At 61.9% G+C, this 13046-nt stretch carries 11 protein-coding genes; 7 read left to right on the forward strand and 4 right to left on the reverse strand.

What is annotated here, in order from left to right; all coding sequences use genetic code 11:
* The 4 genes from GQ39_RS00005 to GQ39_RS00020 all read right to left on the reverse strand — a co-directional run.
* On the reverse strand, positions 1 to 430 hold a 430-nt coding region (locus tag GQ39_RS00005; RefSeq protein WP_047526216.1), incomplete at its 3' end, for an ABC transporter ATP-binding protein.
* A gap of 232 nt (positions 431 to 662) precedes the next feature.
* Positions 663 to 1814, reverse strand: coding sequence for a putative ABC transporter substrate-binding protein YdcS (ydcS, locus tag GQ39_RS00010; protein ID WP_047526217.1), 1152 nt, complete (start codon positions 1812 to 1814; stop codon positions 663 to 665).
* A 144-nt stretch (positions 1815 to 1958) separates the two neighbouring features.
* On the reverse strand, positions 1959 to 3446 hold the full coding sequence (locus GQ39_RS00015) for a gamma-aminobutyraldehyde dehydrogenase (RefSeq protein WP_081997818.1): 1488 nt from the start codon (positions 3444 to 3446) through the stop codon (positions 1959 to 1961).
* A gap of 99 nt (positions 3447 to 3545) precedes the next feature.
* A complete protein-coding gene (locus GQ39_RS00020; RefSeq protein ID WP_047526220.1) occupies positions 3546 to 4460 on the reverse strand; it encodes a LysR family transcriptional regulator in 915 nt (304 codons plus the stop codon).
* A gap of 195 nt (positions 4461 to 4655) precedes the next feature.
* On the opposite strand from GQ39_RS00020, the gene GQ39_RS00025 reads away from it, so the two are divergent.
* The 7 genes from GQ39_RS00025 to GQ39_RS00055 all read left to right on the forward strand — a co-directional run bounded on the left by GQ39_RS00025 (position 4656) and on the right by GQ39_RS00055 (position 13037).
* The gene (locus tag GQ39_RS00025; protein WP_047526221.1) at positions 4656 to 5336 is read left to right on the forward strand and encodes a tellurite resistance TerB family protein; all 681 of its coding nucleotides are present in this window, start codon (positions 4656 to 4658) and stop codon (positions 5334 to 5336) included.
* Positions 5337 to 5680: 344 nt separating this feature from the next.
* The gene (locus tag GQ39_RS00030) at positions 5681 to 7243 is read left to right on the forward strand and encodes a methyl-accepting chemotaxis protein (protein ID WP_442961741.1); all 1563 of its coding nucleotides are present in this window, start codon (positions 5681 to 5683) and stop codon (positions 7241 to 7243) included.
* The gene (locus tag GQ39_RS00035; protein WP_047526224.1) at positions 7243 to 7779 is read left to right on the forward strand and encodes a chemotaxis protein CheW; all 537 of its coding nucleotides are present in this window, start codon (positions 7243 to 7245) and stop codon (positions 7777 to 7779) included. Before GQ39_RS00030 ends, GQ39_RS00035 begins: the two co-directional genes overlap by 1 nt.
* Complete coding sequence (locus GQ39_RS00040) at positions 7776 to 9059, forward strand: CheR family methyltransferase (RefSeq protein WP_047526225.1); 1284 nt, start codon at positions 7776 to 7778, stop codon at positions 9057 to 9059. The genes GQ39_RS00035 and GQ39_RS00040 overlap by 4 nt, the downstream gene beginning before the upstream one ends.
* Positions 9056 to 9739: a chemotaxis protein CheW gene (locus GQ39_RS00045; protein WP_047526227.1), complete on the forward strand. Its 684-nt coding sequence runs from the start codon at positions 9056 to 9058 to the stop codon at positions 9737 to 9739. Before GQ39_RS00040 ends, GQ39_RS00045 begins: the two co-directional genes overlap by 4 nt.
* A complete protein-coding gene (locus GQ39_RS00050; protein WP_047526229.1) occupies positions 9736 to 12030 on the forward strand; it encodes a hybrid sensor histidine kinase/response regulator in 2295 nt (764 codons plus the stop codon). Before GQ39_RS00045 ends, GQ39_RS00050 begins: the two co-directional genes overlap by 4 nt.
* Entirely contained in the window at positions 12027 to 13037 is a 1011-nt protein-coding gene (locus tag GQ39_RS00055; RefSeq protein ID WP_047526231.1) for a chemotaxis response regulator protein-glutamate methylesterase, read from the forward strand. Before GQ39_RS00050 ends, GQ39_RS00055 begins: the two co-directional genes overlap by 4 nt.
* Positions 13038 to 13046 lie beyond the last annotated feature (9 nt).

The following is a 13046-nucleotide window of genomic DNA, read 5'->3' on the forward strand; positions in this document are numbered from 1 at the left end:
CTACGCGCTGGCGCTGGCCACCGGAGAGCTGCACCGGTTTGCGCTCGCCATAGCCGCCGAGGGCGACCATGTCGAGGGCTTCTTCGGCGCGTTTGAGGCGTTCGTCCTTGCCGACGCCTTTGACCTTCAAGCCGTAGGCGACGTTGTCGCGAACGTTCATGTGCGGGAACAGCGCGTAATCCTGGAACACGGTGTTCACATCGCGCTGGTACGGCGGGAGCCCGGCGGCTTCTTCGCCATGAATACGGATAGAGCCCGCGCTCGGTTGTTCGAAACCGGCGATCAGGCGCAGACAGGTGGTTTTGCCCGAGCCGGAAGGCCCCAGCATGGAGAAGAACTCGCCGTCCTGGATGTCGATGGAAACCCGGTCAACGGCTTTCACTTCGCCGAACTGACGGGAAACGTTGGTGAACTGGACTGCAAGCGTCATGGTGCGGTGCTCCAAAAAGGCGCGGGCCGTCGCAGCGGCCCTGCCTGGACTTCTGAAAAAACGAGTAACGGTCAACTACAGCCGGCTGCCTTGCTCGGCAGTGGCAACAGAGGTAATCAACTGTGGGAGCTGGCTTGCCAGCGATGGCGCCAGCACAGTCAATAGGGTGTTGCCTGACGCTCCGCCATCGCGGGCAAGCCCGCTCCCACAGGGATCTACTTCACTTCAAGAATTAGCGGCCGCCCATGATCGCGATGTAGTCCTGGGTCCAGCGGCTGTACGGCACGAATTTGCCACCTTCAGCCTGCGGGGTTTTCCAGAAGGCGATCTTGTCGAACTGGTCGAAACCGTTGGTTTTGCAGCCTTCGGCGCCGAGCAGTTCGCTCTCCTTGCACGCCGCAGGCACCGCTGGCAACGAACCGAACCATGCCGCCACGTCACCCTGGACTTTTGGTTGCAGCGACCAGTCCATCCACTTGTAGGCGCAGTTCGGGTGTTTGGCCTCGGTATGCATCATGGTGGTGTCGGCCCAACCGGTGGCGCCTTCTTTAGGGATGGTCGACGCGATCGGTTGTTTCTCGTTCACCAGACCGTTGACCTGATACGGCCAGGCACCGGACGCGACCACGCCTTCGTTTTTGAAGTCGCTCATTTGTACGGTGGTGTCGTGCCAGTAGCGGTGAATCAGCGGCTGCTGGGCGCGCAACAGATCGAGCACCGCCTTGTATTGCGCTTCGGTCAGTTCATAGGGGTTCTGGATGCCCAGTTCCGGTTGGGTGCTTTTGAGGTACAGCGCCGCGTCGGCGATGTAGATCGGGCCGTCATAGGCCTGCACGCGGCCCTTGTTCGGTTTGCCGTCCGGCAGGTTTTGCGCATTGAACACCACGCCCCAGCTGTCGGGTGCGGTCTTGAATACGTTGGTGTTGTACATCAGCACGTTCGGACCCCATTGATACGGGGTGCCGTAGGTCTGCTTGTTGACCACGTACCAAGGCGCATCTTTCAGGCGCGGGTCGATGTTCTTCCAGTTCGGGATCAACGAGGTGTTGATCGGCTGAACACGCTTGCCGACGATCAGGCGCAGCGAGGCGTCGCCGGACGCGGTGACCAGGTCGTAACCGCCCTTGGCCATCAGGCTGACCATCTCGTCGGACGTCGCGGCGGTCTTCACGTTGACCTTGCAGCCGGTTTCTTTCTCGAAACCCGTCACCCAGTCGTAGGCCTTGTCACTTTCGCCACGTTCGATGTAGCCAGGCCAGGCCACGATATCCAATTGGCCTTCGCCGGCCCCGACAGCTTTCAGCGGCTCTGCGGCCTGGACACTGGCACTGGCCAGCAGCGCGGTGGTGATTGCACTGAGCAGTGCGGTCTTGTGCACGAACATGGGAAATCCCTCTTTTTCAAATTATGGTCGGGGCAGTGGGTTCGGTAATGCGTACTGCTAATTGTTGTTGTTAGCGTAGCTGCAAGTTTCAAGCGTCAAGCCGCAAGAAAAACGCAGGCCTGCACCTGAGGTGCAGCGTGCGGCTCAAAACTCCCGGCCATGCCGGGCCATGATGTGCCGCACCACGCTGTAGTCCTGGAGCGAATCACTGGACAGGTCCTTGCCGTAGCCGGAACGCTTCAGGCCACCATGGGGCATCTCGCTGACCAGCATGAAATGGCTGTTGATCCAGGTGCAGCCGTACTGCAATCGCGCGGCGACTTGCATCGCCTTGTCGAGGTTCTGGGTCCAGACCGACGACGCCAGGCCGTATTCCGAATCGTTGGCCCAGTCCACCGCTTGCTCCAGCTCATCGAAGCGGGTCACGGTGACCACCGGCCCGAACACTTCGCGCTGAACGATTTCGTCGCCCTGTTTGCAACCAGCCAGCAGGGTCGGCTGGTAATAGAAGCCGGCGCCGGAATGCACGGCGGCACCGGTCACCCGTTCGATGTGCGGTTGACCGAGGGCGCGTTCGACGAAACTGGCCACGCGGTCGCGTTGGCGAGTGCTGATCAGCGGGCCGAGTTCGTTGTCGGCATCGCGTTTGCCGGCAAACCGCAGGCTGCTGACCGCCGCGCCGAGTTCGGCCACCAAGCGATCGTGAATCCCCTTCTGCGCGTAAATCCGGCAGGCGGCGGTGCAGTCCTGGCCGGCGTTGTAGTAGCCGTAGGCGCGCACACCGTCGACCACCGCCTGAATGTCGGCATCGTTGCAAACGATCACCGGGGCCTTGCCACCGAGTTCGAGGTGGGTACGCTTGAGGGTTTTTGCTGCGGCCTGGAGGATTTTTTGCCCGGTGACGATATCGCCGGTCAGCGACACCATGCGCACTTTCGGGTGGCTGACTAAATGGCTGCCGACGCCTTCACCGCCACCGCAGATGATGTTGATCACGCCGCGCGGCAGAATCTCTGCCAGCGCTGGCGCCAGGGCCAGGATCGACAGCGGCGTGTGTTCGGACGGTTTGAACACCAGCGTGTTACCGGCGGCCAGGGCGGGGGCGATTTTCCAGGCGGCCATCATGATCGGGTAGTTCCACGGCGCAATGGACGCCACGACCCCGATGGGATCGCGCCGCACCATGCTGGTGTAGCCCGGCAGGTATTCGCCGCTGAGTTGTCCGGTCTGGCAGCGCACGGCACCGGCGAAGAAACGGAACACGTCGACCGTCGCGCTCAAGTCATCCTGGCGGGCCAGGTGCAACGGTTTGCCGCAGTTCAGGGATTCGAGGCGGGCGAGCAGGTCGGCGTTTTTTTCAATGGCGTTGGCGATGTCCAGCAACAGGTTCGAGCGCTGCTGCGGAGTGGTCCGCGACCAACTGGCGAAGGCGCGGTGGGCGGCGAGGATGGCGGCTTCGACTTGTTCGGTGCTGGCTTCGGCGATTTGCGTCAGGACTTCGCCTGTGGCCGGGTTGAGAATCGGCTCGGCAACGCCCTGGCCCGCGACCAATTCGCCATCGATCAACAAGGCGGTAAACAACGGGGTCTGCGCGCCAGCCATTTTTCGGATTCTCTTTTCTTGTGTGGCCATGCTGCTCCCTGTGACTGGGGCCGGCCGTCTTATAGATGAAGCAAGACTAGTGCGCGGACCCGAGGTCGACAAATACTAAATACTGAAGGTGGCGTTCGATTAAATAGATGGCTTGCGTCCGCCGTGGGGTTGCTCGCGGGCGACGGTCAGGAACGGGTCCACCAGCGCCGGGCGCGCCGTACCCCGTCGCCACGCGAGGCCGACGTCGAGGGTCTGGCTGAGGTCGGCAATCGGCCGCGCTTCGATGATGTCGCCTTCCAGCGACCATGGGCGGTAGGTCATGTCTGGCTGAATGGATACGCCCAGGCCCGCGGCTACCAGGCTTCGCACGGCTTCGGTCGAGGCGCTGCGCAAGGTGATGCGCGGTTGCAGCGAGGCTGCCGACCACATGCGTTGGGCGTTGTGGTCCATTTCATCGACGTTCAGTTGAATCAAGGGTTCGCGGGCGACATCGGCCAGGTTGATGCTGTCGTGCTCCAGCAGCGGATGCTGGGCCGGTAGCCAGAGCCGATGGGGCGAATGGGTCAGTACCTCGGTTTGCAGGGCGTGGCGGTCTTCGAGGTTGGAAAGAATCAGTACGCCGACATCGATCTCGCCGCTGACCAGCAAATGTTCGATGTACGGGCGTTCGTCTTCCATCACGCGGATTTCGACGTTGGGGTAGGCGCGCTGGAAGCGGGTGAGCAAGTCCGCCAGGTAATAACCGGCCACCAGGCTGGTCACCCCGATGATCAACTGCCCGGCGACCTGGTCGGTGCTTTGTTGCAGGCTGCGTTTGGCGTTGTCCACGGTGGCCAGGATCAGGTGCGCCTGGCGCAGGAATTGATGGCCCTGGTGGGTCAGGGTCATGCCTTTGGCGTGACGGCTGAACAGGCTGACGCCGATTTCCTCCTCCAACTGCTGGATGGCCAGGGTCAGGGTGGACTGGGAGATGAAGGCGGCTTGTGCGGCGGCGGAGATCGAGCCGGTCTCGGCCACGGCGATGAAATGGCGGATCTGACGCAAGGTCATCATGGGAAACGTACCCGGTGAGCGGTTTTTATCGATTTGTCCGAGTGTATATCTAAAAAACCGAAACTTACTGCATGCTTCAAGCTTCAGTGACAGCAGCAAGGCAACATCTGGAAGCACTCTCCCTGGCAGCCGTCGGGCACTTTCGAACTAGGCTGGGGCCTCAAAATCCGGTTACACCTTTTTTGGAGGCGGAAAATGAATACCCGTGGATTGCTCGATCAGCTACTCAAATCTGGCCAGGACTTGTTGCAGAACAAGGCAGGCGGCGCGCAGAACAAGGCTTCCGGTGGCTTGGGCGGGCTGCTTTCGGGCGCTGGCGGCGGTGCGCTGGCCGCAGGCGCCATGGGGTTGCTGCTGGGTAGCAAGAAAGCCCGCAAAGTCGGAGGCAAGGTGGCTGTGTACGGTGGTCTCGCGGCGCTGGGCGTACTGGCTTATAAGGCATATGGCAACTGGCAGGCTGGGCAGGGCACGGCACCGAAACGTGAACCGCAAACCCTCGACCGTTTACCGACAGCGCAAGTCGAGCAACACAGCCAGGCGATTCTCAAGGCCCTGGTGGCGGCGGCCAAGGCCGACGGTCATATCGACGAGCGCGAACGCGAGTTGATCGAGGGCGAGTTCACCAGGCTGGACAGCGATCAGGCGCTTGCGCACTGGTTGCACGCCGAACTCAACAAACCCCTGGACCCGGCGGATGTCGCCCGCGCCGCCAGCACCCCGGAAATGGCCGCCGAGATGTACATCGCCAGTGTGATGCTGGTGGATGAGGAGAGCTTCATGGAAAAGTCCTATCTCGATGAACTGGCGCGACAGCTCAAGCTTGAGCCGGGGCTGAAGGCGGAATTGGAGAAACAGGTTCGCCAGGCTTCGATGTAGACCTTCCACAGGTATTCGCTGGCAAGCCAGCGTCCCCGGCCCTGTAGGCGCGGGCATGCTGGCGACGCCGTTCCAGCCGCGATGACGTCGCTCATGGCCGAATCACGGCCCCTTTCTTCCGAAACGCCACTGGCCAGTATCCTGAACAATGCGGAAAGTCCCGTTCCAGAGCCTGTCCTGCCTTTTATGGCGAGATGAGAGGTGGCGCACAAGCGTCTTATAAATGAAACACCGCCCTCGGCTATACTCCCCCAGCATTTGATAATGGCCCCTGAGGACTGATTGTGAAGAACTGGACGTTGCGCCAACGCATTTTGGCGAGTTTTGCAGTAATTATCGCCATCATGCTGTTGATGGTCGTCGTCTCTTATTCACGGTTGTTGAAGATCGAGGACAGCGAAGCCAGCGTGCGTGATGACGCTTTGCCGGGGGTCTATTTCAGCTCGATGATTCGCAGCGCCTGGGTCGACACCTACCTTCAGACACAGGAAATGCTCTTATTGAAAGAAGGGCAGGGCGTCAGCGCCGAAGATGCCGCCGATTTCAAGGTTTTCGAGACGCGCCTGGAGGAGCAGCTAGCCAACTATCGCGGCACCGTCACCTCGAATGAAGACAAAATTGAATTTGCGGCCTTTGAACAAAGGCACGAAGAATTCAACCGCATCCATGCCGCCGTCCTCGATTTGCACAAGCGCAACCAGGAAGCTGAAGCCATCAAGTTGTTCAACGAGCAACTGACTCCGGCCTGGACCGCAGGCCGCATGAAACTCAATGACATCATCAGAGAAAACAAGGCGGTGGCGGACAACGACATGGCGGCCATCGATGACGCGGTGGTCACGGCAAAAATCAGCATGGGCGTCTCTCTGCTGGTCGCCATACTGGCGGCCGGCCTCTGCGGTCTGCTGTTGATGCGCGCGATCATGGCGCCGATGAACCGCATCGTCAGCATCCTTGAAGTGATGCGCACCGGTGACCTCAGCAATCGCCTGAACCTGGAGCGCAAGGACGAATTTGGCGCGGTGGAAACCGGCTTCAACGACATGATGAGCGAACTGACTTCGCTCGTGTCCCAGGCCCAGCGCTCGTCGGTGCAGGTCACCACGTCAGTCACCGAGATCGCCGCCACGTCCAGGCAACAGCAGGCCACCGCCACCGAAACCGCTGCCACCACCACCGAAATCGGCGCGACCTCCCGTGAAATCGCCGCCACGTCCCGTGACCTGGTGCGCACCATGACCGAGGTCTCCAGCGCTGCCGATCAAGCCTCGGTGGCCGCCGGTTCCGGGCAGCAGGGGCTGGCGCGCATGGAGGAAACCATGCATTCGGTGATGGGCGCGGCCGATCTGGTCAACGCCAAACTGGCGATCCTCAACGAGAAGGCCGGCAACATCAATCAGGTGGTGGTCACCATCGTCAAGGTCGCCGACCAGACCAACCTGCTGTCGCTCAACGCGGCGATCGAAGCCGAGAAGGCCGGGGAATACGGGCGCGGTTTCGCCGTAGTGGCCACCGAGGTACGGCGTCTGGCGGACCAGACCGCTGTCGCCACCTATGACATCGAGCAGATGGTGCGCGAGATTCAGTCGGCGGTATCGGCCGGTGTGATGGGCATGGACAAGTTCTCCGAGGAAGTGCGCCGCGGCATGTCCGAGGTGCAGCAGGTCGGCGAGCAGCTGTCGCAAATCATCCATCAGGTTCAGGCACTGGCGCCGCGCGTGTTGATGGTCAATGAGGGCATGCAGGCCCAGGCCACCGGCGCCGAGCAGATCAACCACGCCCTGGTGCAATTGGGCGACGCCAGCAGTCAGACCGTTGAATCCCTGCGCCAGGCCAGTTTTGCCATCGACGAGCTGAGTCAGGTGGCCGTAGGGCTGCGTAGCGGCGTCTCGCGATTCAAAGTCTGATGAGCGAACTCACGGCCAAACGCACTGCCGTGAAGCAGGCGTTGCATGCGTTGTTTCTGGTTTTCCGCATCGGCAGCGAGCGCTATGCCTTGCAAGCCACCGAAGTCGCGGAGGTGCTGGCGCGCCAGCCCTTGAAGCCGATTGCCCACGCGCCGCACTGGGTCGCCGGGGTTTTCGCCTATCGTGGCGCGGTGGTACCGGTGATCGACCTGTGCGCCCTGGCGTTTGGCACGCCTGCCCAGGCTCGAACCAGCACTCGGCTGGTGCTGGTTCATTACTGCGCGAATGACGGCGCAGAGACGAAATTGCTCGGCTTGATTCTGGAGCAGGCCACCGACACCGTGCGATATAACCCGACGGATTTTCAGCCCTACGGCCTCGACAATCGCCAGGCCCGCTACCTGGGACCTGTGCGCGAAGATGCGCAGGGTCTACTGCAATGGGTACGGGTCGCCGACTTGCTGGACGATCAGGTGCGCGCGCTGCTGTTCCCGTCGCCACCGCTGGACCTGGCGCTGCTTGAGGAGCGGCCATGAGCGGCGACCCGCGGTTTTTCGATTTCCTCAAGGAGCGCATCGGCCTCGATGTGACCTCCGTGGGGCCCGCCATCATCGAGCGTGCCGTTCGCCAGCGCAGCACCGTGTCCAATGCGTTCACCGCCGACGAATACTGGCGAATCCTGCAGGGTTCACGAGATGAACAGCAGGCGCTGATCGAAGCGGTGATCGTTCCTGAAACCTGGTTTTTCCGTTACCCGGAATCCTTTGCCACCCTGGCGAAACTGGCGAGCAAACGTCTGGCCGAAATCAACAATCTGCGGGCACTGCGGATTCTGAGCCTGCCATGCTCAACCGGTGAAGAGCCGTACTCGATTGCCATGGCGCTGCTGGACGCCGGATTCCAGCCGCATCAGTTCAAGGTCGAAGGCATGGACGTCAGCCCGCTGTCGGTGGAAAAGGCCCGGCGTGCGCTGTATGGCAAGAATTCGTTTCGCGGTCAGGATATCGCCTTCCGCGACCGGCATTTCACGGCGCAGAACGACGGTTTTCGCCTCAGTGACCGGGTGCTGGACCAAGTGCGCCTGCAGGTCGGCAACGTGCTCGATCCGGCGTTGCTCGCCAACGAGCCTCCTTACGACTTCGTGTTCTGCCGCAACCTGTTGATCTATTTCGATCAGGCAACGCAACAGCAGGTGTTCGAAGTCCTCAAGCGTCTGACCCACGTCGACGGTGTGCTGTTTATCGGCCCGGCCGAAGGTAGCCTGCTGGGGCGTTTCGGCATGCGCTCCATCGGCATTCCACAGTCCTTTGCCTTCAGTCGTCACAAGGCTTTGGAACCTGAACCGGCACTGGCCTTTGTTCCAGCATCATTGCCTGCGCCATTGCCCGTGCCGCGACCGTTGCGCAACATGGTGCCTGCGCCCATGAACAGGCGCCCGTTCGCGCCTGTAGCGCCAGAAACCCCTGTGGCCAAAAAAGCCGGCGTCGATGTGGCCACGCTGTTGGCGAACATCGCCTCGCTGGCCAACGAAGGCAAGAGTGCCGAAGCCCGTGCCGCGTGCGAAAGTTACCTGCGCAGTCATGAGCCGGTGGCCCAGGTGTTTTACTGGCTCGGGTTGCTCAGCGATGTGGCGGGCAATGTCCTGGAAGCCCAGGGCTTTTATCGCAAGGCGTTGTACCTCGAACCGCAACATCCCGCCGCGTTGTTGCAGCTGGCAGCCTTGCTGCAATCCCAGGGCGACACCGTGGGGGCCAGACGATTGCAGGAGCGCGCCGCCCGCAGCGAGCGCACCGCTGACCGTGAGCGTAAACGATGATCGCCTCCGACACCTTTAGCGTCACCCATGAAGATGCCCAGGCCATCGATGATTGCTGGAACCGCATCGGTATCCATGGCGACAAGTCCTGCCCGCTGCTGAGCGAACACATTCATTGCCGCAATTGCGCGGTGTATTCGACCGCCGCCACGCGCCTGCTGGATCGTTATGCGCTGCAGCAGGATGACCGCGTGCAGGTGTCCAACACCGTGGAGAGTGAGGTGAAAACCCGCTCGCTATTGATGTTCCGCCTCGGCGAAGAATGGTTGGGCCTGGCCACCCGCTGTTTGGTGGAAGTCGCGCCGTCGCAAGCGATTCACTCGTTGCCGCACCAGCGCTCCGGCGCCTTGCTCGGCGTGGCGAACGTGCGCGGTGCGCTGGTGGCATGCCTCTCGCTGGTCGAATTGTTGGGGCTCGATGGCATCAGCAATGTCGCCTCCGGCACACGGGTCATGCCGCGCATGTTGATCATCGCCGCCCATGGCGGGCCCGTGGTGGTGCCGGTGGATGAAGTGGACGGCATTCATGCCATCGACGAGCAGATCCTCGATGCCGCCTCGCGCTCCGGCACTCAGGCCAGTGCCAAATACACTCGCGGCGTGTTGCAATTCAAAGGTCGCAGCCTGCGTTGGCTGGATGAAGAGCAGCTATTGTCCGCCGTGACCCGGAGCCTCACATGACCCCCGAGCAGATGCGCGACACCTCGTTGCTGGAACTGTTCAGCCTGGAAGCCGAGGCCCAGACCCAAGTGCTGAATGCGGGGCTGCTGGCCCTGGAGCGCAATCCCACCCAGGCCGATCAACTCGAGTCGTGCATGCGCGCGGCGCACTCGCTCAAGGGAGCGGCACGTATCGTCGGCGTGGATGCAGGCGTCAGCGTTGCCCACGTCATGGAAGATTGCCTGGTCAGCGCCCAGGAAGGCCGCCTGCTGCTGCGACCCGAACACATCGACGCGTTGCTGCAAGGCACCGATTTGCTGATGCGCATCGCGACGCCTAACAATGCTCCGGCGCCGGAAGATATCGAGGCCTATGTCGCCTTGATGGGGGGCCTGCTCGATCCGGCTGCGGCTGCGACTGCTGCCGTTCGGGTCTCGGCCCCCGCCTCGCCGTTGATGGCGGAACTCCAGCTCGAACCGCCGCTGGCCTGGCTCGAAGAGCCGGCACCTGTCGTCGAGCCGCTGCCCGAAGCGCCGAAAAAGACCAGGCGCACCACCGAGAACGGTGAGCGCGTACTGCGGGTCACGGCCGAACGCCTGAACAGCCTGCTCGATCTGTCGAGCAAATCCCTGGTGGAAACCCTGCGCCTCAAACCGCATCTGGCCACCATGCAGCGTCTCAAGCGCATGCAGAACAATGGCCTGCGCGCTCTGGAAAACCTCAACGTCCACCTCAAGGAGCACGCCCTGAGTCTCGAGGCCCAGGAAGCCCTCGAAGATGCACGGCGACTGTTGGCGGAGTCCCAGCAATTGCTGGTGGAAAAAAACGCCGAGCTGGATGAGTTCGTCTGGCAGGCCAGTCAACGCGCGCAGGTGTTGTACGACACCGCGCTGGCCTGTCGCATGCGTCCGTTCGCCGATGTCTTGAACGGTCAGGTGCGGATGGTCCGCGACCTCGGTCGCAGTCTCGGAAAACAGGTGCGCCTGGAAATCGAGGGTGAGAAGACCCAGGTTGACCGCGACGTGTTGGAAAAACTCGAAGCGCCGCTGACGCACCTGCTGCGCAATGCGGTCGATCACGGTATTGAAACCCCTGAGCAACGGCTGTTGGCGGGCAAGCCGGCGGAGGGCCTGATCCGGTTGCGCGCGTCCCATCAGGCGGGCTTGCTGGTGCTGGAACTGAGCGATGACGGCAACGGCGTCGACCTTGAGAAGGTCCGCAGCAGTATCATCGAGCGCCAGTTGTCCCCGGCGCAAACCGCTGCCCAACTCAGCGAAGAGGAGCTGCTGACCTTCCTGTTCCTGCCGGGTTTCAGCCTGCGCGACACGGTCACTGAAGTCTCCGGACGCGGAGTGGGTCTGGATGCGGTGCAGCACATGGTGCGCCAGTTGCGTGGCGCCGTGGTGCTGGAGCAGACGGCGGGCGAGGGCAGTCGCTTCCATCTCGAAGTGCCGCTGACCCTGTCGGTGGTGCGCAGCCTGGTGGTGGAAGTGGGCGGCGAGGCCTATGCCTTTCCCCTGGCCCACATCGAACGCATGTGCGATCTGGAGGCGGCTGACATTGTGCAGGTCGAGGGGCGTCAGCATTTTTGGTACGAGGGCCGGCATGTCGGCCTGGTGGCGGCCAGTCAGCTTTTGCAGCGTCCGGTCAATCAAGGCCACCAGCCGACCCTGAAGGTGGTGGTGATCCGCGAGCGCGATACGATCTACGGCGTGGCGGTTGAGCGCTTTATCGGCGAGCGGACCCTGGTGGTGTTGCCGCTGGATGAACGTCTGGGCAAGGTCCAGGACATTTCTGCCGGGGCTTTGCTCGACGACGGATCGGTGGTACTGATCGTCGATGTCGAAGACATGCTGCGCTCGGTGGACAAACTGCTCAATACCGGGCGCCTGGAGCGCATTGCCCGACAGGGCGACCAGGCCGTCGAGGTGGCCCGCAAGCGGATTCTGGTGGTCGACGACTCCCTGACCGTGCGTGAGCTGCAGCGCAAGCTGTTGCTTAATCGGGGTTATGACGTGGCCGTGGCGGTCGACGGCATGGACGGCTGGAATGCGCTGCGTTCAGAGGATTTCGATCTGCTGATTACCGACATTGATATGCCGCGCATGGACGGCATCGAACTGGTGACTTTGTTGCGCCGGGACAATCGATTGCAATCGCTGCCGGTGATGGTGGTGTCCTACAAGGATCGTGAAGAGGATCGTCGCCGTGGACTGGACGCTGGAGCCGACTATTATCTAGCCAAAGCCAGTTTTCATGACGACGCCCTGCTCGATGCAGTGGTTGAGCTCATAGGAGGAGCGCGGGCATGAAAATCGCCATCGTCAACGACATGCCCATGGCCGTGGAAGCGCTGCGCCGGGCGCTGGCCTTCGAGCCGGCGCACCAGGTGATCTGGGTGGCCGCCAACGGCGAGGAAGCCGTGCAAAAGGCTGCCGGGCAGACACCGGATTTGATTTTGATGGACCTGATCATGCCAGTGATGGACGGGGTGGAAGCCACCCGCCGGATCATGGCCGAGACGCCCTGTGCCATTGTCATCGTGACCGTGGATCGCCAGCAGAACGTGCACCGGGTGTTCGAAGCCATGGGCCATGGGGCTCTGGATGTGGTCGATACTCCGACCCTCGGTGCCGGCAACGCCCAGGAAGCGGCGGCGCCCTTGCTGCGCAAGATCATGAACATCGGCTGGCTGATCGGCGATAAACGCGCTCGGGAACGTCCGGCGCCAAGTCCGGCGCGCAGTTCTGCTTCGACCAAGCGCCTGATCGCCATCGGCTCTTCAGCGGGCGGACCGGCGGCGCTGGAAGTCTTGCTCAAAGGCCTGCCGAAGGATTTTTCCGCCGCCATCGTGCTGGTGCAACACGTCGACCAGGTGTTCGCCGCCGGCATGGCCGAATGGCTCGGCAGCGCCAGTGGGCTCAAGGTGCGCCTGGCCATGGAAGGCGACACGCCGCAAAGCGGCACGGTTCTGCTGGCTGGCACCAATCACCATATTCGTTTGTTGAAGAACGGCACGCTGGCTTACACCGCCGAGCCGGTCAATGAAATCTATCGGCCTTCTATCGATGTGTTTTTCGAGAGTGTGGCCAACTACTGGAATGGCGATGCGGTGGGGGTGTTGCTCACCGGCATGGGGCGTGATGGTGCACAGGGGCTTAAACTCATGCGCCAACGGGGCTACTTGACCATCGCTCAGGACCAACAAAGCAGCGCGGTGTATGGCATGCCGAAGGCGGCCGCGGCCATCGACGCCGCTGTGGAAATCCGTCCGCTGGAAAAGATAGCGCCACGATTGCTGGAGATTTTCCCCAAATGACAACTTTTC

Origin of the sequence: Pseudomonas sp. 11/12A (assembly GCF_000800055.1) — a bacterium.
Classification (GTDB): Bacteria; Pseudomonadota; Gammaproteobacteria; order Pseudomonadales; family Pseudomonadaceae; genus Aquipseudomonas; species Aquipseudomonas mohnii.